Source organism: Rhizobium sp. 01N48, from assembly GCF_056399145.1.
This window is the reverse complement of record NZ_JBFTQT010000013.1, coordinates 92,440-109,355: the sequence shown is the minus strand read 5'-3', so window position 1 is coordinate 109,355 and position 16,916 is coordinate 92,440. Positions and strand designations below refer to the sequence as shown.

20 protein-coding genes are annotated in these 16,916 nt (G+C 62.1%); 10 read left to right on the top strand and 10 right to left on the bottom strand.

From position 1 onward, the window contains the following. The 3 genes from AC1DOG_RS21590 to AC1DOG_RS21580 are packed head-to-tail and all read left to right on the top strand — an operon-like array spanning position 1 to position 2,465. The gene (locus AC1DOG_RS21590; protein ID WP_111563342.1) at positions 1-477 is read left to right on the top strand and encodes a chemotaxis protein CheW; all 477 of its coding nucleotides are present in this window, start codon (positions 1-3) and stop codon (positions 475-477) included. A gap of 26 nt (positions 478-503) precedes the next feature. Beyond that, positions 504-1,358 carry a CheR family methyltransferase gene (locus AC1DOG_RS21585; RefSeq protein WP_477930938.1) on the top strand — a complete coding sequence of 285 codons (855 nt, stop codon included), beginning with the start codon at positions 504-506 and terminating at the stop codon, positions 1,356-1,358. Between the two features lie 12 nt (positions 1,359-1,370). After that, positions 1,371-2,465 carry a protein-glutamate methylesterase/protein-glutamine glutaminase gene (locus AC1DOG_RS21580; RefSeq protein WP_477930936.1) on the top strand — a complete coding sequence of 365 codons (1,095 nt, stop codon included), beginning with the start codon at positions 1,371-1,373 and terminating at the stop codon, positions 2,463-2,465. 58 nt (positions 2,466-2,523) lie between these two features. Here the strand turns inward: AC1DOG_RS21580 and AC1DOG_RS21575 are convergent, their stop codons facing one another. Beyond that, the gene (locus tag AC1DOG_RS21575) at positions 2,524-3,264 is read right to left on the bottom strand and encodes a 3-oxoacyl-ACP reductase family protein (RefSeq protein ID WP_477930934.1); all 741 of its coding nucleotides are present in this window, start codon (positions 3,262-3,264) and stop codon (positions 2,524-2,526) included. Between the two features lie 77 nt (positions 3,265-3,341). Next, complete coding sequence (locus AC1DOG_RS21570; RefSeq protein ID WP_477930932.1) at positions 3,342-3,920, bottom strand: TetR/AcrR family transcriptional regulator; 579 nt, start codon at positions 3,918-3,920, stop codon at positions 3,342-3,344. 211 nt (positions 3,921-4,131) lie between these two features. On the opposite strand from AC1DOG_RS21570, the gene AC1DOG_RS21565 reads away from it, so the two are divergent. From AC1DOG_RS21565 to AC1DOG_RS21555, 3 genes are all read left to right on the top strand, one after another. Next, a complete protein-coding gene (locus tag AC1DOG_RS21565; protein WP_289729805.1) occupies positions 4,132-4,932 on the top strand; it encodes an inositol monophosphatase family protein in 801 nt (266 codons plus the stop codon). Between the two features lie 100 nt (positions 4,933-5,032). After that, positions 5,033-6,130: a flagellar motor protein MotA gene (locus tag AC1DOG_RS21560; protein ID WP_477930930.1), complete on the top strand. Its 1,098-nt coding sequence runs from the start codon at positions 5,033-5,035 to the stop codon at positions 6,128-6,130. Between the two features lie 3 nt (positions 6,131-6,133). Further along, on the top strand, positions 6,134-7,165 hold the full coding sequence (locus AC1DOG_RS21555; protein ID WP_113011464.1) for a peptidoglycan -binding protein: 1,032 nt from the start codon (positions 6,134-6,136) through the stop codon (positions 7,163-7,165). Between the two features lie 104 nt (positions 7,166-7,269). Here AC1DOG_RS21555 and AC1DOG_RS21550 read toward each other — a convergent pair whose 3' ends face one another. The 3 genes from AC1DOG_RS21550 to AC1DOG_RS21540 all read right to left on the bottom strand — a co-directional run bounded on the left by AC1DOG_RS21550 (position 7,270) and on the right by AC1DOG_RS21540 (position 9,956). Beyond that, positions 7,270-7,461 carry a YegP family protein gene (locus tag AC1DOG_RS21550; protein WP_113200072.1) on the bottom strand — a complete coding sequence of 64 codons (192 nt, stop codon included), beginning with the start codon at positions 7,459-7,461 and terminating at the stop codon, positions 7,270-7,272. A gap of 113 nt (positions 7,462-7,574) precedes the next feature. Then, on the bottom strand, positions 7,575-8,018 hold the full coding sequence (locus AC1DOG_RS21545; RefSeq protein ID WP_477930927.1) for a hypothetical protein: 444 nt from the start codon (positions 8,016-8,018) through the stop codon (positions 7,575-7,577). 147 nt (positions 8,019-8,165) lie between these two features. Next, positions 8,166-9,956, bottom strand: coding sequence for an ABC transporter transmembrane domain-containing protein (locus AC1DOG_RS21540; RefSeq protein WP_477930978.1), 1,791 nt, complete (start codon positions 9,954-9,956; stop codon positions 8,166-8,168). A gap of 203 nt (positions 9,957-10,159) precedes the next feature. On the opposite strand from AC1DOG_RS21540, the gene rpmE reads away from it, so the two are divergent. Then, on the top strand, positions 10,160-10,381 hold the full coding sequence (gene rpmE, locus AC1DOG_RS21535; protein WP_018899681.1) for a 50S ribosomal protein L31: 222 nt from the start codon (positions 10,160-10,162) through the stop codon (positions 10,379-10,381). A 66-nt stretch (positions 10,382-10,447) separates the two neighbouring features. Here rpmE and AC1DOG_RS21530 read toward each other — a convergent pair whose 3' ends face one another. The 4 genes from AC1DOG_RS21530 to AC1DOG_RS21515 form a co-directional block, all read right to left on the bottom strand. Then, the gene (locus AC1DOG_RS21530; protein WP_477930924.1) at positions 10,448-11,080 is read right to left on the bottom strand and encodes a hypothetical protein; all 633 of its coding nucleotides are present in this window, start codon (positions 11,078-11,080) and stop codon (positions 10,448-10,450) included. Positions 11,081-11,160: 80 nt separating this feature from the next. Continuing rightward, entirely contained in the window at positions 11,161-11,676 is a 516-nt protein-coding gene (gene rcdA, locus AC1DOG_RS21525; protein WP_026283232.1) for a protease adaptor protein RcdA, read from the bottom strand. Positions 11,677-12,056: 380 nt separating this feature from the next. Then, positions 12,057-12,248 carry a DUF1192 domain-containing protein gene (locus AC1DOG_RS21520; RefSeq protein WP_018899679.1) on the bottom strand — a complete coding sequence of 64 codons (192 nt, stop codon included), beginning with the start codon at positions 12,246-12,248 and terminating at the stop codon, positions 12,057-12,059. A gap of 59 nt (positions 12,249-12,307) precedes the next feature. Next, on the bottom strand, positions 12,308-13,585 hold the full coding sequence (locus tag AC1DOG_RS21515) for an MFS transporter (protein WP_018899678.1): 1,278 nt from the start codon (positions 13,583-13,585) through the stop codon (positions 12,308-12,310). A 175-nt stretch (positions 13,586-13,760) separates the two neighbouring features. Here AC1DOG_RS21515 and AC1DOG_RS21510 point away from each other — a divergent pair, with 175 nt between their 5' ends. Together AC1DOG_RS21510 and AC1DOG_RS21505 are read left to right on the top strand one after the other, a co-directional pair. Then, the gene (locus AC1DOG_RS21510; protein WP_018899677.1) at positions 13,761-13,925 is read left to right on the top strand and encodes a hypothetical protein; all 165 of its coding nucleotides are present in this window, start codon (positions 13,761-13,763) and stop codon (positions 13,923-13,925) included. Between the two features lie 114 nt (positions 13,926-14,039). Next, positions 14,040-14,438: a VOC family protein gene (locus tag AC1DOG_RS21505; protein ID WP_477930921.1), complete on the top strand. Its 399-nt coding sequence runs from the start codon at positions 14,040-14,042 to the stop codon at positions 14,436-14,438. A gap of 27 nt (positions 14,439-14,465) precedes the next feature. On the opposite strand, the gene AC1DOG_RS21500 is transcribed toward AC1DOG_RS21505, so the two are convergent. Then, positions 14,466-14,909 (bottom strand): MarR family winged helix-turn-helix transcriptional regulator, encoded by a 444-nt coding sequence (locus tag AC1DOG_RS21500; protein WP_289729809.1) that lies wholly within the window; start codon positions 14,907-14,909, stop codon positions 14,466-14,468. A 156-nt stretch (positions 14,910-15,065) separates the two neighbouring features. On the opposite strand from AC1DOG_RS21500, the gene AC1DOG_RS21495 reads away from it, so the two are divergent. Then, on the top strand, positions 15,066-16,868 hold the full coding sequence (locus tag AC1DOG_RS21495; RefSeq protein WP_477930919.1) for a chloride channel protein: 1,803 nt from the start codon (positions 15,066-15,068) through the stop codon (positions 16,866-16,868). The last annotated feature ends 48 nt before the right edge of the window (positions 16,869-16,916 follow it).

The following is a 16,916-nucleotide window of genomic DNA, read 5'->3' as shown; positions in this document are numbered from 1 at the left end:
ATGGCAACCACCTCCCAGGAAGCGCAGTTCGTCACCTTCAGCCTCGGCGAGGAAATCTTCGCCGTGCCTGTGGAGGTGGTTCGCGAAATCCTCGACTATGCCGAGGCCTTCAAGATCCCGAATGGTCCCGACTATCTCCTTGGCCTGCGCGACGTGCGCGGCCAGGGCGTCCCGACCATCGATCTCAGGCTGAAGCTCGGCATGTCGAAGACGGTTCCGACCTCGCATACGCGGGTGCTGGTGCTTGATATCCCGATGGAGAGCCGGCTTCTCACGCTCGGCCTTGTCGCCGACCGGGTCTTCGAGGTCACGCCATTCAGGCGCGACCAGATCGAGGCGGCGCCCGATATCGGCGTGCGCTGGCGCTCGGATTACATTTCCGGCGTCGTGCGCCGGGAAACCGGCTTCGTCGTCATCGTCGATCTCGCGCGGCTTCTGTCGCGCGAGGATGCCTCCGCCCTGCAATCGGCCGCCTGAGCGGACACGCTGGAGTATTTTGACTTATGAGCATGGCTGCCGTTGAGACCCAGATGGTGGGCGACAGGATCAGCAAGCGGAATTTCGAGAAGCTTGCACAGTTCATCTATGACTATAGCGGCATCAAGATGCCGCCGACGAAGCTGACGATGCTCGAAGGCCGGCTTCGCCGCCGTCTACGGGCAACGCAGCACGCGACCTTCGACGACTATTGCGACTTCCTGTTTCACGATGACGGGCTGGAGCAGGAGACGGTCTATCTGATCGACGCGGTGACGACGAACAAGACCGACTTCTTCCGCGAGGCGCGCCACTTCGAATACATGCAGCAGGTGGCGCTTCCCGCACTCGTCTCGAGCGGCGTCCGCACGATCCGCACCTGGAGTTCGGCCTGCTCCACGGGGGCCGAGCCCTATACGATGGCCATGGTGCTCGAAGAGTTCGTCGCCGACCGGCGCGACCTCAACTACAGCATTCTCGCGACCGATCTCAGCACCGACGTTCTGGCGACGGCGCGGCGCGGCATCTATTCCGAGGATCTAGTGCATCCGGTGCCGCGCGAGCTGCAGCGGAAATATGTGATGGTGGCCAAGCAGAGGGATCGCCGCGAGGTCCGCATCTCGGCCGATCTGCGCAGCCGCGTCGGCTTCGCCCGCATGAACCTGATGGACGAAAACTATCCCGTCGGCGAGGGGATGCACATGATCTTCTGCCGCAACGTGCTGATCTACTTCGACAAGCCGACGCAATCGGGCGTGTTGAAGCGCTTGTGCGCGCGGCTTCTGCCGGGTGGCTACATGTTCATCGGCCACTCCGAATCCATCACCGGTATCGACCTGCCCCTGAAGCAGGTTTCCAACACCGTGTTCCAGCGCATCTAGGTCAAAGAGCATATGGGCAAGAAGATCCGCGTTCTCGTCATCGACGATTCCGCAAGCGTTCGCCAGACGCTCGTTCGCGTGCTGCAGGAAGATCCCGATATCGAGATCATGGGGGTCGCGACCGATCCCTTCATGGCCGCGAAGAAGATCCAGGAAGAGATCCCTGACGTCATCACGCTCGATGTCGAGATGCCGCGCATGGATGGCATCACCTTCCTGCGCAAGCTGATGTCGCAGCGGCCGATCCCCGTCGTCATGTGCTCGTCGCTGACGGAGGCGGGCTCGGAAACGCTGATGCAGGCGCTGGAGGCCGGCGCCGTCGATGTGATCCTGAAGTCGAAGATCGGCGCTGCCGACAGTCTGGCCGACGATGCCGTCCGCATCCGCGAGGCCGTGAAAAGCGCCTCGCATGCACGTCTCGGCAATGTCAGGCGTAACGTCAACAGCCTGCGGCCCGGCGCGCCGATGCCGGCGCAGAAGCTGACGGCGGATGCGATGCTGCCGCCGCCGACGGGCAAGGCTATGGCGAAGACCACCGAGATGGTGGTCTGCGTCGGCGCGTCGACTGGTGGAACGGAGGCGCTGCGCGAGTTTCTGGAGGCGCTGCCGGCCAATTCGCCCGGTATCGTCATCGTCCAGCACATGCCGGAGAAATTCACCGCAGCCTTCGCCAAGCGGCTGAACAGCCTGTGCGAGGTCGAGGTCAAGGAAGCCGTCGATGGCGATCCCGTGCTGCGCGGCCATGTGCTGATCGCGCCCGGCGACAGCCACATGCTGCTCGAGCGGCGCGGCGCGCGCTATCACGTGGCGGTCAAGAGTGGGCCACTGGTGTCACGCCACCGTCCCTCGGTCGATGTGTTGTTTCGCTCGGCGGCGCGTTCGGCAGGCTCCAACGCCATGGGCATCATCATGACCGGAATGGGCGATGATGGCGCCAAGGGCATGCTGGAGATGCACCAGGCCGGCGCCTACACGGTGGCGCAGGACGAGGCGACCTCCGTGGTCTTCGGCATGCCGAAGGAAGCGATCGCCAAGGGCGGGGTGGACCGCATCCTGCCGTTGGAGCAGATCGCCCGCGAAGTTCTGATCACGCAGCAGAAATTCTGAGGTGCTGCAATAAACAGATGAGAGCCGGCGGTGTGCGAGCACCGCCGGCTCTTTGCGTTTAGGCGAGGTAGCCGCCGTCGATGGTGAGCGCGGAGCCGGTGACGAAGGATGCCTCGGGGCTGGCGAGATAGGCTGCAAGGCTGGCGATTTCGCTGTCTTCGCCCATGCGGCCCAAGGCCATCAGCGGGGCTAGGTGCTCCTCCGTGCCCGGCGCGCCGTTCATGTCGGTGGCCGTCGGGCCCGGCTGGATGGTGTTGACGGTGATCCCGCGCGGGCCGAGATCGCGCGCCAGGCCGCGGGTCATCGAGGCGATGGCGCCCTTGGTCATGCTGTAGACCGAGGATGTTGGAAAGCCGCTTCGGTCGGCAACGACGCTGCCGATATTGATGATGCGACCGCCTGCCTGCATGTGCCTTGCCGCCGCCTGGGTGCCGACGAAGACGGCGCGGACGTTGACCGCGAACATGTGGTCGAAATCTTCCAGCGCGAATTCATCGAGTGGGGCGAGCATCAGGATGCCGGCATTGTTGACGAGGATGTCGAGCGCGCCGAAGTGGCTGATGGTCGTGGCGACGGCATTGCGCACGGCCTCGGGATCGGCGCTATCGGCCTTGATCGCCAGCGCCTTGCCGCCCTTGGCTTCGATCTCGGCGGTCAGCGCCTTCGCCCGCTCATCGCTGCTGGCATAGGTGAAGGCCACGGCCGCGCCGTCTTGCGCCAGCCTGCGGACGATCGCCGCGCCGATGCCGCGCGAGCCGCCGGTGATGAGAGCGACCTTATTGGTGAGAGAGTGAGACATTTTAAGTTTCCTTTCTTGTTTCTGGATCATTCAGTCTAGAATTGAGCGCGAAAAGACGGTGCGGCCTTGTGGTGCGCTTAGCGCAGGCTGCGGATGGCCATGCGGGCGATGCCGCGAAGGGTTTCGGGGGAGGCGCCGTTGCGGGCGCTGACTTTCATGCCTGACAGGGTTGCCCCGAGGAAGTGGACGGCCTCGTCAGGGTCGATGTCGGATGCGATGCCGCCACTCTTGCGGCCGTTTTCGATAATCGTCTTCAGCGCCGTGGACAGAGTGCGCGACGCGCTATCGGTCAACTTGGCGATATCAAGGTCGGTGCGGCCGAACTCGCAGACGGCGCTGACGCCGAGGCAGCCGCGGCTGGCTTCCGACGCCGGCCGCGAGGCAAAGGCAACGAGCGCGCCTTCGAGCGCTTCGACCGGCGATGCCTGGCGCTTCAGGTCGTCGATCAGTCGCGCGGTACTGTCGGCGTTGTAGCGCTGCAAGGCTTCCAGATAGAGGCCGCGCTTGTCGCCGAAGGTATCGTACATGCTCTGGCGGCTGATCTTCATCGCCGTCAGCAGCTGATCCGTCGACGTGCCTTCATAGCCGTGCTCTGAGAACACGTTGATGGCGGCGCCAAGCGCCAGATCGCGGTCGAATTCCTTGTGTCTTGCCATGGGGGAGATATAGGAATTACAGACTGATCTGTCCAGAATTAATTGGCAGCCTTCCTGCGATTCAATGCAGCCATGCGGCGCCGCTCTTGAAATTTCCCTGATTTTGTGGTCTTGAAGCCGCCAATCTTATAAAGCGCAGCCTCTACCGGCGATCAGGGACCATCCCCGCCCTGACAACGCGCACCTATTTAGCCCAAGGAAAACCGCCCACATGGCCCGTTCAGCTCTTCTCAATGTCATGGTTCAGGCTGCCCTCAAGGCAGGAAAATCGCTGGGGCGTGATTTCGGCGAAGTGCAGAACCTGCAGGTCTCGGTCAAGGGACCGGGCGATTTCGTCTCGTCCGCCGATCGCAAGGCCGAGAAGATCGTGCGCGAAGAGCTTCTGAAGGCACGCCCGACCTATGGCTTCCTCGGCGAGGAAGGCGAAGAGATCAAGGGCACCGACGGCGCGCACCGCTGGATCGTCGATCCGCTCGACGGCACCACCAACTTCCTGCACGGCATTCCGATGTTCGCGGTCTCGATCGCGCTCGAGCGCAACAACGAGATCGTCGCCGGCGTCATCTTCAACCCGGCGACCGATGAGCTCTACACCACCGAGCGTGGCGGCGGCGCCTTCCTCAACGATCGCCGCCTTCGCGTCGGCGCGCGCCGCGTGCTCTCGGATTCGGTCGTCGCCTGCGGCGTTCCGCATCTTGGTCGTGGCAACCACGGCAAATTCCTCGTCGAACTCCGGCACGTCATGGGCGAAGTCGCCGGTGTGCGCGGCATGGGTTCGGCCTCGCTCGATCTCGCCTATGTCGCGGCCGGCCGTTTCGACGGCTTGTGGGAAACTGACCTTTCGGCCTGGGATATCGCGGCCGGCATCCTGCTCATTCGCGAAGCCGGCGGCTATGTCAGCGACTGGGATGGCGGCAACTCTATTCTGGAGACCGGCAACGTCGTGGCCGGCAACGAGTACATCCAGAAGGCGCTGATGGAAGTTGCCAAGCGTCCTGTGCCCAGCCGGTAAGTCTTTGTTATAAAGACAGGCTTTTTCGTTCCGCATACTTCAATTCGGCACAATGATGATCTAGTCTCCGGCTGTGATGAGGCCGGAGGCTGCGGAATCTATGGAAAATGTGAATGTGGCGGAGTTCGGCTCGACCGAAAAAACCACGGGAAATTACAGCTATAAGCTATCCAGCCCGATGCCCTTTCTGTGGACGATGGTGCTGTTCCTCGTCATCGTTGGGTTCATAGCATCCATCCTGTTCCGCCAGGCGCAGACGGCCTTCATGCACAATCCGGGGCTGAACGGCCTCATTCTCGGCGTTCTCGGCATCGGCATCATCCTTGTCTTCAGCCATGTGCTGTCGCTTCGGCCCGAGGTGCGCTGGTTCAATTCGTTCCGCGCCGCCGGCAGCGCCGACAAGGTGAACCGCAACCCGAAGCTCCTCGCGCCGATGCGCACGCTGATCGGCAGCCGTACCTCATCGGCCGCCGGCATCTCGACCACGGCCTTCCGCTCCATTCTCGATTCGATCGCCAACCGGCTGGACGAATCCCGCGACGTCTCGCGCTATCTGATCGGCCTCCTCGTCTTCCTCGGTCTGCTCGGCACCTTCTGGGGCCTGATCGGCACCATCGGCTCGATCAGTTCGGTCATCCAGTCGCTGGATGCCGGCACGAGCGGGTCTTCCGATGTTCTGACCTCGCTGAAAGAAGGGCTGTCGCAGCCGCTTTCGGGCATGGGACAGGCGTTCTCGTCGTCGCTGCTCGGTCTTTCCGGTTCGCTCATCCTCGGCTTCCTCGACCTGCAGGCCGGCCGCGCGCAGAACCGCTTCTATACCGAGCTGGAAAACTGGCTGTCGTCGGTGACCGATGTCGGCTCCGACCTTGCAGCCCCCGTGATCGACACCAAGGGCGGCGTTTCGCCGGAAGAGATCCGCGCGTTGTCGGAATACATGCAGAAGGTCTCGGAAGAGGGCGGCGGCAGCCAACGCTCGGTCGCGGCCATGGCCAATCTCGCCGAGGGTATCCAGGGGCTGGTCAAGAACATGCGCAACGAGCAGCAGATGTTGCGCGACTGGATCGAGGCGCAGCAGGACGAGGCGAAGGCGATGCGCCGCACGCTCGACCGGCTGGCTGAGCGGATCGGCGCGCAGGAAAAGCATGCGTCCTCCGACCGCCCGCGCGTGCCGCAGACCGAAAAGAGCGAGGGCAAGTAAGCCATGGCTCTTGCCCGCAACCGTCGCCGCGAACGCACGGTCGACTACTGGCCCGGCTTCGTCGACGCGCTGTCGACGCTTCTGATCGCGGTGATGTTCCTGCTCACGGTGTTCGTCGTCGGGCAGTTTATTCTCAGCCGCGAGATATCCGGCCGCGACGAGGTGATGAATCGGCTGAACAGCCAGATCAACGAGCTGACCCAGCTGCTCGCGCTCGAAAAGGGCAGCAAGCAGGACCTGGAGGACAGCGTCGCCAACCTGCAGGCGTCGCTCGCGACCGCCGAGGGCGAACGCTCGCGACTGCAGTCGCTGCTGTCGGCCGGCTCCGGCGGCCAGGACGCGGCGCAGCAGCGCATCGGCTCGCTCACCAAGGAGCTCGACGAGCAGAAGCAGATGAGCGACCGGGCGATGAGCCAGGTCGAGTTGCTCAACCAGCAGATCGCGGCGCTGCGCAACCAGATCGCCGCCGTCGAGGTGGCACTGCAGGCCTCCGAGCAGAAGGACCAGCAGTCGCAGACGAAGATCGCCGATCTCGGCCGCCGCCTCAACGTGGCGCTTGCCGCGCGCGTGCAGGAGCTCAACCGTTACCGCTCGGACTTCTTCGGACGGCTGCGTGAGATCTTGTCGGACCGCGAGAACATACGCATCGTTGGCGACCGCTTCGTGTTCCAGTCGGAAGTGCTCTTCCCCTCGGGCGGCGCCGATCTCAATCCCGACGGGCAGACGGAGATGGCGAAGCTCGCGGCAGCGTTGCTCGACGTCGCCAAGGAAATTCCGCCGGAGATCAACTGGGTGCTGCGTGTCGATGGTCATACCGACAACGTGCCGCTCGCCGGCACCGGCCGCTTCGCCGATAACTGGCAGCTGTCTTCGGCGCGCGCGATCTCGGTGGTCAAGTTCCTGATCTCACAGGGCGTGCCGGCCGACCGACTGGTTGCGGCCGGCTTCGGCGAGTATCAGCCGATCGCGCCGGGCGATACGCCCGAGGCGCGGGCGACGAACCGACGGATCGAGTTGAAGCTGACGGAGAAGTGACGGCGTAGCGTGCTTGCGCAAGTAACGGCGCGGCATACCGCACTATTCATGGCCCAGCAGCACAAAAGAAAAAGGCGGCGCCCTGAGGTGCCGCCTTTGATGTATCAGGCGTCTGCCGCCTTGGTGGTGTCGTCGATGACGGCGCCGGGAGCGTTTTTCTTGATGGATTCGATCGCGCTCAGCGCCGACGCCTTGGCCTTGTAGCCCTCGGAGCCGAACATCGCTTCGCCGTTCGATGCCTTGAAACGGAAACGGAACTCGCCTGCCTTGTCCTTATAAACTTCGAACTTATACATCGATTGTCTCCCGGAATCAGGATGTTGTTTAAATCTGCAAGCGCAGCCTAAAACAAAAAATCCAATTATTCCATCGGGATGTTTGGGTGGTTGTTGGCCGCTTGGCTTTGGTGTCACGGCTTGAAGAATGAAAATGCCGACGAGAATTTGTTGACGATGTACGGCGCGAAGAGGACGACGCCGGAGTAGAAGAAGTTCGCCCCCTTGGACATGTCGGGAATCTCCTGGCCACTCGCGAAGCGGTGGAGACAAGCAAGGCCGAAGCCGACATAGAGCACAAGGATCGCCACCGTTCCGATCATCGCGATGAAGCGGCTGGAGCTTGCCTTCATGAGCGTGACGGTTATCGGCGTCTGGCCCGACAGCAATGGATTGCCGACGGCGTCGACGGGGTTGCCTGCCGCGTCGGTCTTCGTCAGGGCAACATCTTCGGAAAGCGCGTCGGTCAGCGACCAGTTGCTGGCTTCATGCAGCGAGCGATAGAACAGCAACATCGACATGACGACGCCGAGAGCGACGACGGCAACCAGTATTTCGGAAAAGCTGATCCAACTCATCTGACGACATCCCAACATGAGAACGGACGGTTTCAATAAAACTCGAATGTAATCTATTGGTGTGTATTGTCAATATAATCGCAATAGTCGCAATTGCGGTTGTATTGGTTGTGGGGCGGGGCGGCGCATCGCCCCGCAGTCCCGTCGTCACTTCACCGCCGCAAGCAGCTCCTCGGCACCCGCATCGAACTGCAGCCGGGCCAGCTTGGCGTAGATGCCGCCGTGGCGCACGAGGCTCTGGTGGGTGCCTTCCTCGACGACGCGGCCCTGGTCGAGGACCAGGATGCGGTCGGCCTTCAGCACGGTTGCGAGGCGGTGGGCAATGATCAGAGTGGTGCGGCCTTCCATGAGGCCGTCAAGAGCGCGCTGGACGAGGGTTTCGCTTTCGGCATCGAGTGCCGAGGTGGCTTCGTCGAGGAGCAGGATCGGCGCGTTCTTCAGGATGGCGCGGGCAATGGCGATGCGCTGGCGCTGGCCGCCCGACAGCATGATGCCGCGTTCGCCGACCGTGGTGTCGTAGCCCTGCTCCAATCTTGCGATGAACTCGTCGGCCTGGGCGGCGATGGCGGCGGCGCGGACTTCCTCGCGCGTGGCGCTGGGGCGGCCGAAGGCGATGTTGTCATGGATGGAGGCGGCGAAGATGGTGACATCCTGGGGAACGATGGCGATGCGCTTGCGCAGGCCGTCGGTATCGGTCTGGCGGGCATCGACGCCGTCGATCATGACGGCGCCCTGCTGCGGATCGTAGAAGCGCAGCAGCAGCGAGAAAATGGTGGTCTTGCCGGCGCCCGACGGGCCGACGATGGCGACGGTCTCGCCCGGTTTGACCGCAAAGCTCAGGCCATGCAGAGCCGATGTGTCGGGGCGCGAGGGGTAGGCGAAGTGGACGTCGGCGAACTCGACGCGGCCGAGGCTCGGGTCGGGCAGAGCAACGGGGGAGGCCGGTGTGACGATCGGCGAGACTTCGTCGAGCAGTTCGGTCAGGCGGTCGGCGGCGCCGGCTGCCTGCGACAGCTCGCCCCAGACTTCCGAGAGCGCGCCGAGCGAGCCGGCGGCGATGACGGAGTAAAGCAGGAACTGGCCAAGCGTGCCGGCCGACAGCGTGCCCTCGAGCACATTGTGCGCGCCGACCCAAAGCACGGCGACGACGCTGCCGAAGATGAGCATGATGGCGATGCCCGTGAGAAGCGAGCGCGAGCGGATGGCAGCGCGGGCGGCGGTGAAGGCGGCTTCGACGGCTGCTCCATAGCGGTTTGCCGCGGCGGTCTCGCCGCCGAAGGCCTGGACGGTGCGGGTGGCGGCAATGGTTTCGTTGGCGAAGGCCGACGCCTCGGCCAGCGTATCCTGTGCCGCGCGCGAACGCTTGCGCACCGAGCGGCCGAAGGCGACCAGCGGGAAGACGATGAGCGGGATCGCCAACAGCACGAGGCTGGCGAGCTTCGGCGAGGTGACGACCATCATGACGATGGCGCCGAGACACAGGATCATGTTGCGTAGCGCGACCGAGGCGGTGGCGCCGACGGCGGACTTGATCTGCGTGGTATCGGCCGTCAGCCGCGAGACGATCTCGCCGGACTGGTTGACGTCGAAGAAGGAGGCGGACAGCCTTGTCACATGCGCGAAGACGTCGCGGCGAAGATCCGAGACGATGCGCTCGCCAAGCGTGATGACGAAGAAGTAGCGCAGCGCGCTCGATATGGCGAGAACGACCGCCATGACCATGAGCATGACGAAGTAGCTGTTGATGAAGCGGCCGTCGGAGTGGCTGAAGCCGTGGTCGATCATGCGGCGCACGGCAAGGGGAAGCGCCAGCGAGGTGACGGCGGCGAGCGCCAGCGAGAAGAGGGCGCCGGTGACGAGGCCGCGATAACGCATGACGTAAGGCGTCAGCCTGCCGAGAGGTTTCAGCGAGCGGGACTTTTTCTTCTCGGTCTGCATTGCGTCTGTCAATTCAATCTCCAGCAGCCTTCAACACCGTGCAACACGGTCGATGGCTCTTGTTATCCTAATGGCCTTCATGTATAGGCACCGCATCCTAATGGGAAGCCGTAGCCAGTAGCGACTGCGGCTTCATTTATTCAATCGGTCCTCTTGTCGCAACGTGGTGCGTCAAATGGACGTGACATCGCAGGAAGATTGTTATGAAGGCTGAAATCCATCCCGCTTATCACACCATCAAGGTAGTGATGACCGACGGCACCGAATACGAAACCCGCTCGACCTGGGGTTCTGAAGGCGCTGTGATGAACCTCGAAATCGATTCCAAGTCGCACCCGGCCTGGACGGGCGGCAACCAGCAGCTCATGGACCGCGGTGGCCGCGTTTCCAAGTTCAACAAGCGTTTCGGCGGCCTCGGCCTCTAATCGCTGCTGTTGCACTGATTTCGAAGGAGCCCTGCGAAAGCGGGGCTTTTTTGCGTTTGGGAGGTGCTACCGGATTTCCGGAAAATGGTCCTCAGGTCTGGTGCCGATTAGGTCCTCCGCCAATACGACGAACCGGACGTTGGGAGGTGCAAACGACCTGTAGTTACCGGTCTCTGTTCTCTCCATGATCCTTATCCGATGGCTGAGAGTTGCTACGGAGACTAAAGGCAGGTGATAAGCAAAGGCCCAATCATAGAAGCCATAGACGGACTCGCCAACCTTTAGATCGGGTAGGTTTGCTTGGATCTTTCGATTTAGAGCATTTACTCGTCCCAACAGGCATTCAATCGCGTCGGTTGTCACGCCATCTTCCCATCTAGCCTCGATGCCATGTGAGATGAACCTGAATAAGCCGTGCTTAAACTCCCAGGCGCCGAAGCTCTCGAGTGTCACCTGTCGGCCTCGCGATCTTATATGCTTTATAGAGTTTGCTATATCTTCGAGTTTTTGGTTGTTTTTAACTGGAACCTTGTTTCGTTCTTCAAAGTGATGTGCGTGGAGACAAAGTCCCTCAAATCTGTGAAGCAAACTGTTGGAATCGGGGTCCATAACCAATGGATGGGCTACAAGCTCATTGAGCAGCCCAAGCGTTGGCGCGTAAATTTGGTTTTGAAACTTGATCGCAATTTCCACCGTCACGCACCATCTCCGTTGCTCTAACAACAAAAAACCGGCCGCGCAGGGAACGCAGCCGGTTTATGCAGTCTACTTTGAATGGATCAGTTGTTGCCGAAGGCCGTCTGCAGCAGGCTGAGCTGAGCCTGGACGCTGTTCTGGTTGTCGGGAACGATCGCTGCCTCGTTCGGGCGATAGATTTCGCGGTCGAGCAGGGCAACGCGGTTCTGCAGGCGCAGCGAGCGTTCGATGAGATCGCGGAAGGCTTCCGGCAGGTCGCCCCAGCCCGGAGCGTTGCGGTCGACGTTGAAGCCGTCGAGGCGAACCTTGTTCTTTTCGGCCAGAACCTGATCGCGCGACATTTCGCCATTGTTGACGGCGCGCTGCAGGAGGAGCCAGGAGGCCATCTGCATCAGGCGGGTGGTGAGGCGCATGGACTCCGCTGCGTAGAGAACCGATGCCATGCGCGGCAGAACCTTGGATGCGGTGCGGCCATTGCCATCCAGATAGGCGGCGGTCTCTTCGACCAGCGACATGCCCTCGGAGTACAATGTCTTAAACTGCGACGATGCGGCAGCGCGTCCTGCAAAACTGATCGTGTTCAATCCAAGCTCTGACATTTAAAGGGTCCCTGTTGCACGCATCTACTTATTGATCAGGTAACGCAGGCCGGTCCCAAAAGGTTTCACCGGTCGGCCTTAATGACTTTAAAGATGGTAGTTTTAGCCTAATAGCGCAAGGCGTTTCTTAATAAAGGGTTAACTTCCACAGTTTCGTGGTTTTCGTCCCCAGCCAATGCGAAAAAGGAGAGCCGCAAAAGCGGCTCTCAAGGTAAAACAGGGAGAAAAATCAGACCAATTCACCGCATGGGAAACTGTCTGAGATCCAGAGCAAGTCCGGATGAGCACATCAATACATTAGAAAGCTTAACGCCTCATTAAGTGTGTGCCGAATTAACACTTGCGCGGCGGCTATAAATCAAATCCGGCCTTTTGCCGGGTCACGATTTGAAGAGGTTTTCTGCGGCCAATCTTCCCGATGCCTTGCGCGCCGCTTCCTGCTCAATGCGCGAAATCTCGGCTTTGAGCATGTCGATGCGCGCGTTCAGCTCGTCCACCGACATCATCGAGAGGTCCATGCCGATCTCGTGATTCGGTTTCTTCTGCGGCCGGTCGTCATCCATGAAGCTCATGTTCGGTCCTCCGTCCTCGTGTCGGCGGGCAAGCGCCCGGCCGTCTCCGCATTCCAAGTCTATCGGGTCGCCGGCTCCATCGGCGGCTCGGGCGTCTTGTTCTGCCCGCGATCGGCCAACGTCATGCCCTCGGGCGTCATCATTTGCGAGGTGGCCGTCGGGATAGTGGTGAAGGCGTCGCGGTCGCTTGCCGGGATGGCGGCGCGCGCGCGGCTGCGGATGATCGCGTAAGCCGTGATCAGCACATGCGCGAGTGCGGTCACCAGGAACAGTGCATGCGGGCTTGCCATCGACATGACGGGGCCGCCGATCGTCGGGCCGATGATGGTGCCGATGCCGTAGAGCAGCAGCAGGCCGCCGGAGACCTTCACGAAGTCTTCCGAGGAGGCGTAGTCGTTGGCGTGGGCGACGGCGATCGGATAGAGCGTGTTGGCAACCGCGCCGTAAAGCACCACGAGCGTGATGATGAAGGCGGGCGAAGAGGGGTGGAGGACGACGAGCATCAGACCGGCAAGGGCCGCGATCGCCGACATGGCGGCGAGCACATAGCGGCGGTCGATGCGGTCGGACAGTCGGCCGGCGGGAAGCTGCATGACCGCGCCGGCAAAGATGGTCGAGCTCATCATGATGGCGATCGAGGTATCCGAGAGACCGGCGCCGGCGCCGAAGACGGCGCCGAGCGTGCCATAGGCGCCATTGGCGATGCCAACCAGGAGAATGCCGAGGCAGGAGACCGGCGAATTGCGATAGAGCGCCTTGAGATCGAGCTTCACGGCCTTCAGCGGCTGCGGAGAGGCTGCAGTCGACAGCAGCGTCGGCAGCATGGCGATGCAATAGAAGATGCCGCAGATCATGAAGAGGATGGGTGTGCGGACATCCTCTAGCGGGATCATCATCTGGCCGGCGACGACGCCGATCAGGGTGATGGCGATATAGAGCGAGAAGATCGCGCCGCGGCTTTCATTGGTGGCGCGCTCGTTCAGCCAGCTCTCGATGATCATCGAGGTGCCGGCCGTGGCAAAGCCGGTGACGGCGCGCAAGAGCACCCACCAGACGGGATGAACGGCAATGCCGCTCACAAGCGCGATGATGGCGATGATCGAGATGAAGCCGGAGAAGGCGCGCACATGGCCGACGCGGCTGACCATCTTCGGCGCAACCAGGCAACCGATGACGAAGCCGGCGGCCCAGGATGTGCCGAGCAGGCCGAGCGTGGTGGTCGCATAACCTTCGAGATTGCCGCGGACGGGGAGGAGGATGCCCTGCAGGCCGTTGCCCATGAACAGAAAGAGCGTGCCGAACAGAAGTGCGGCGACGGATAGAAGATTTCGTTTCATTGGCCCCCCATGCAACTCAGCTTACATGCACAAAGACATATGGCAGCACACGATGCTGCCCAGTCTTTGCAATGTTGATTGTGTCCCCGAATGCCTTTACGGCGTATTTAGAGGCAGTCGTTGCGCGAAATAATGTCCGTCCTGTGACATCAAGAACATATGGAAAAATAAAGACATGACGAAGCTGATCGCGCTTCTCCTGATGCTTGCGATGGTGGTGCACCTGATCAAGCCGCTCGGTCTTCCGGGCCTCAGAAAGCGCGCGGATTTCTGGAAGATCGCGCTGTTTGCTTTCGCGATTTGGGCCGTCGCGCTGCTCGGGCGGGATCTGTTTGTCTAAGCGTAATTGGTTGTAAAGACGCCGGCCGCGGGAAGAGGCTCGCCCTCAGATGGTGTCAGGCTGCTGTTTCGGCTATTGTGATGGTTGCTTGGACGCTTCTTGGGGGGAGAGGACATGCTTGCCCTGCATCACGTGTCGATCATCACGGCTGATCTCGAGACATCTCTACCGTTTTACCGCGATGTCTTTGGTCTTTCCGAAATTCCTCGACCTGACTTTCCGGTGGGGGGAGCGTGGCTCGCCTGCGGCAGCTTGCAGGTCCACCTCGTCGTGCATCCCGAGGGCACCTTCCGGCAACGGCCGGTCATTGATCGTAACGACTGGCACTTCGCGTTTCGGACCGATGACTTCGAGGCCGTTCTCGAGCGCCTTGCCGCGCTCGGCTTCAGCGGGGATTTGCCCGAAGGCGATCCCAAGCACATGCTGGTTTTCCGCACGGGCCTGGCCGGGTTCCCGCAGCTTTATCTTCGCGACCCTGATCTCAACATCGTCGAGATCAATGGGGCGCCCTGAGGGGCTGTCTGCAGCCTCGTCGATATCTTATGCCGACCACGGATCATCCGGCAGCGGCGTTTCCTGCTGGATGCTCTGGAGGATGCCGATCAGGCGCGGCGCCATTTCTCGGATCTCCTTCAGGTGGATGGTCGTCAGCTGTTTGAGGACGGCCTCGGCCTGGTCTGTCAGGATGAGCGTCTGGCGTCGGCGGTCGTTGGGGTCGGGGCGGCGGCTGACGTAGCCGGCGGCTTCGAGACGGCCCACCAGTTCGGTCGCGGTGTGCGGCGCGATGATCAGGCGCTCTGCGAGCAGGCCGACGGTCATCGGATCGGGGGCGCGGTGCCCCTTGATGGCGAGCAGTGCCTGATGCTGCTGCGCGGGCAGGCCGGCTTCAAGCGCTGCCGAGGCGCTGAAATCCATGAAACGGCGCAGCGTGTGGCGAAGGTTCGCAAGCGCTTCGTAATCCTCCTCCGACAGATCGTCCCGCATCGTCACATCCTTCCGTCAACGCCCATGAAAGTCAGGGCGATCTCTAGCCGTTATCGACGCCATGCGCAAAGCCCGCAGCGCGAGAGATCGGTCTCTTGATTTATATCGTAATACGATATATTTGAGCGCGCAGATAAACACCAGACAGGAGCGACCATGCCCCCAAAATCTCTTCCGCCCGATACATCCCCCGATGCCGCTTCCCTGCTGCCGCGTCGCGCGGCGGGCGATTTCACCACCGACAGGCGCGTTCTGGCGTTGATCGCAATGGCCGTCGTCGTCGGCACCGGCGGCGCGTTTGCGGCGTGGCTGCTGGTCAGCCTGATCTCGCTCGTCTCGAATGTCGTCTGGTTCGGAAAGTTCAGCCTCGTTGCCGAGAGCCTGGCGCATGCGCGTCCGTCGCTATGGATGCTCGTCGTGCCTGTCATCGGCGGGCTGATCATCGGGCTGATGGCGCGCTTCGGCTCGGAGAAGATCCGGGGACACGGCATTCCCGAAGCCATCGAGGCGATCCTGATCGGCGGAAGCCGGATGTCGCCCAAGGTGGCGGTGCTCAAGCCGCTGTCGTCGGCGATCTCGATCGGCACCGGTGGGCCGTTCGGGGCTGAAGGGCCGATCATCATGACCGGCGGCGCGATCGGCTCGCTCTTCGCGCAGTGCTTCGAGATGAGCTCGGCGGAGCGCAAGTCTCTGCTGGTCGCGGGTGCGGCCGCCGGGATGACCGCGATCTTCGGCACGCCAATTGCAGCACTTCTCCTGGCGGTCGAGCTGCTTCTGTTCGAATGGAAGCCGAGAAGCTTCATTCCCGTTGCCGTGGCTGCCTGCGTGTCGGCTTGCTGGCGGCCGTTTCTGTTTGGCGCCGGTCCGCTGTTTCCCGCGCATTTCGACATGAGCCTCCCCTGGTGGGGAATTGCGCTGTGCGCCGGGCTCGGCATTCTCACCGGCTTCGCGTCCGGTCTTCTGACGGTGCTCCTCTACAAGGTCGAGGACCTGTTCGAGGCCTTGCCTGTTCACTGGATGTGGTGCCCGGCGATCGGCGGGTTGTTCATCGGGCTCGGTGGGCTGATCGAGCCGCGCGCGCTCGGTGTCGGCTACGATATCATCGAGGATCTGCTGCATAGCAACGTGCTTCCGGCCGCCGTCCTCACCATCCTCGCCGTGAAGGTGGCGATCTGGCTCATCGCGTTGTCATCCGGTACGTCGGGCGGCGTGTTGGCGCCGCTGCTCATCTTCGGTGGCGCGATCGGCTGGCTGGCAGGGCTGTTTCTGCCCGGAGACCAGGGCTTCTGGGCGCTGATCGGCATGGCCGCGATGATGGGCGGCACGATGCGCGCGCCGTTGACCGGAACCTTCTTCGCGGTGGAGCTGACGGGGGACCTCTCGGCGCTCCTGCCGCTGCTCGCCGCCACGGTGTCGGCCTATGCGGTGACGGTGCTCGTGCTGCGGCGCTCGATCCTCACGGAAAAGATCGCCCGGCGCGGCCAGCACATCACGCGCGAATACGGCATCGATCCGTTCGAGCTGACACGCGCCCGCGACATCATGATTGTCGACGTCGACGTGCTCTCTGCCCGGCAGACCGTGGGGGAGGTGAAGACCTTCTTCGAGACGGCCGAGAAGACGCATCGCGTCTATCCTGTGGTCGACGACCAGCGCGTGCTGCTCGGCCTGGTCTCCCGCGCCGATGTGCTGCGGTGGCATCAGGAGGGCGTGGCAGATGATGTCAGCATTGTCGACGCGACGTCGAACGCTGAGATCGCCTATGCGCTTGCGGATGATACGGTCGGGCATGTCACGGATATCATGCTGAACTCGGGAGAAGGGCGCATCCCCGTCATCGACCCGCAGACGAAGCGGCTGGTTGGGCTGATCGCGCGCAAGGATCTGCTGCATCTGCGGCATTCCTTCAAGACGAGCGAGACCGAGCGCCGGCCTTATCTGTTTTCAAGCGCTGCGTAAGCCGAATGCAGAACAAGTAGCCCGCCGCGTTCTCGTGGCGGGCGCTTT

What these genes read in the sequence shown, in the direction of transcription:
- AC1DOG_RS21590 (WP_111563342.1), top strand. Translation starts at nt 1, where the DNA reads ATGGCAACCACCTCCCAGGAAGCGCAGTTCGTCACCTTCAGCCTCGGC.
- AC1DOG_RS21585 (WP_477930938.1), top strand. Translation starts at nt 504, where the DNA reads ATGAGCATGGCTGCCGTTGAGACCCAGATGGTGGGCGACAGGATCAGC.
- AC1DOG_RS21580 (WP_477930936.1), top strand. Translation starts at nt 1,371, where the DNA reads ATGGGCAAGAAGATCCGCGTTCTCGTCATCGACGATTCCGCAAGCGTT.
- AC1DOG_RS21575 (WP_477930934.1), bottom strand. Translation starts at nt 3,264, where the DNA reads ATGTCTCACTCTCTCACCAATAAGGTCGCTCTCATCACCGGCGGCTCG.
- AC1DOG_RS21570 (WP_477930932.1), bottom strand. Translation starts at nt 3,920, where the DNA reads ATGGCAAGACACAAGGAATTCGACCGCGATCTGGCGCTTGGCGCCGCC.
- AC1DOG_RS21565 (WP_289729805.1), top strand. Translation starts at nt 4,132, where the DNA reads ATGGCCCGTTCAGCTCTTCTCAATGTCATGGTTCAGGCTGCCCTCAAG.
- AC1DOG_RS21560 (WP_477930930.1), top strand. Translation starts at nt 5,033, where the DNA reads ATGGAAAATGTGAATGTGGCGGAGTTCGGCTCGACCGAAAAAACCACG.
- AC1DOG_RS21555 (WP_113011464.1), top strand. Translation starts at nt 6,134, where the DNA reads ATGGCTCTTGCCCGCAACCGTCGCCGCGAACGCACGGTCGACTACTGG.
- AC1DOG_RS21550 (WP_113200072.1), bottom strand. Translation starts at nt 7,461, where the DNA reads ATGTATAAGTTCGAAGTTTATAAGGACAAGGCAGGCGAGTTCCGTTTC.
- AC1DOG_RS21545 (WP_477930927.1), bottom strand. Translation starts at nt 8,018, where the DNA reads ATGAGTTGGATCAGCTTTTCCGAAATACTGGTTGCCGTCGTCGCTCTC.
- AC1DOG_RS21540 (WP_477930978.1), bottom strand. Translation starts at nt 9,956, where the DNA reads ATGCAGACCGAGAAGAAAAAGTCCCGCTCGCTGAAACCTCTCGGCAGG.
- rpmE (WP_018899681.1), top strand. Translation starts at nt 10,160, where the DNA reads ATGAAGGCTGAAATCCATCCCGCTTATCACACCATCAAGGTAGTGATG.
- rcdA (WP_026283232.1), bottom strand. Translation starts at nt 11,676, where the DNA reads ATGTCAGAGCTTGGATTGAACACGATCAGTTTTGCAGGACGCGCTGCC.
- AC1DOG_RS21520 (WP_018899679.1), bottom strand. Translation starts at nt 12,248, where the DNA reads ATGAGCTTCATGGATGACGACCGGCCGCAGAAGAAACCGAATCACGAG.
- AC1DOG_RS21515 (WP_018899678.1), bottom strand. Translation starts at nt 13,585, where the DNA reads ATGAAACGAAATCTTCTATCCGTCGCCGCACTTCTGTTCGGCACGCTC.
- AC1DOG_RS21510 (WP_018899677.1), top strand. Translation starts at nt 13,761, where the DNA reads ATGACGAAGCTGATCGCGCTTCTCCTGATGCTTGCGATGGTGGTGCAC.
- AC1DOG_RS21505 (WP_477930921.1), top strand. Translation starts at nt 14,040, where the DNA reads ATGCTTGCCCTGCATCACGTGTCGATCATCACGGCTGATCTCGAGACA.
- AC1DOG_RS21500 (WP_289729809.1), bottom strand. Translation starts at nt 14,909, where the DNA reads ATGCGGGACGATCTGTCGGAGGAGGATTACGAAGCGCTTGCGAACCTT.
- AC1DOG_RS21495 (WP_477930919.1), top strand. Translation starts at nt 15,066, where the DNA reads ATGCCCCCAAAATCTCTTCCGCCCGATACATCCCCCGATGCCGCTTCC.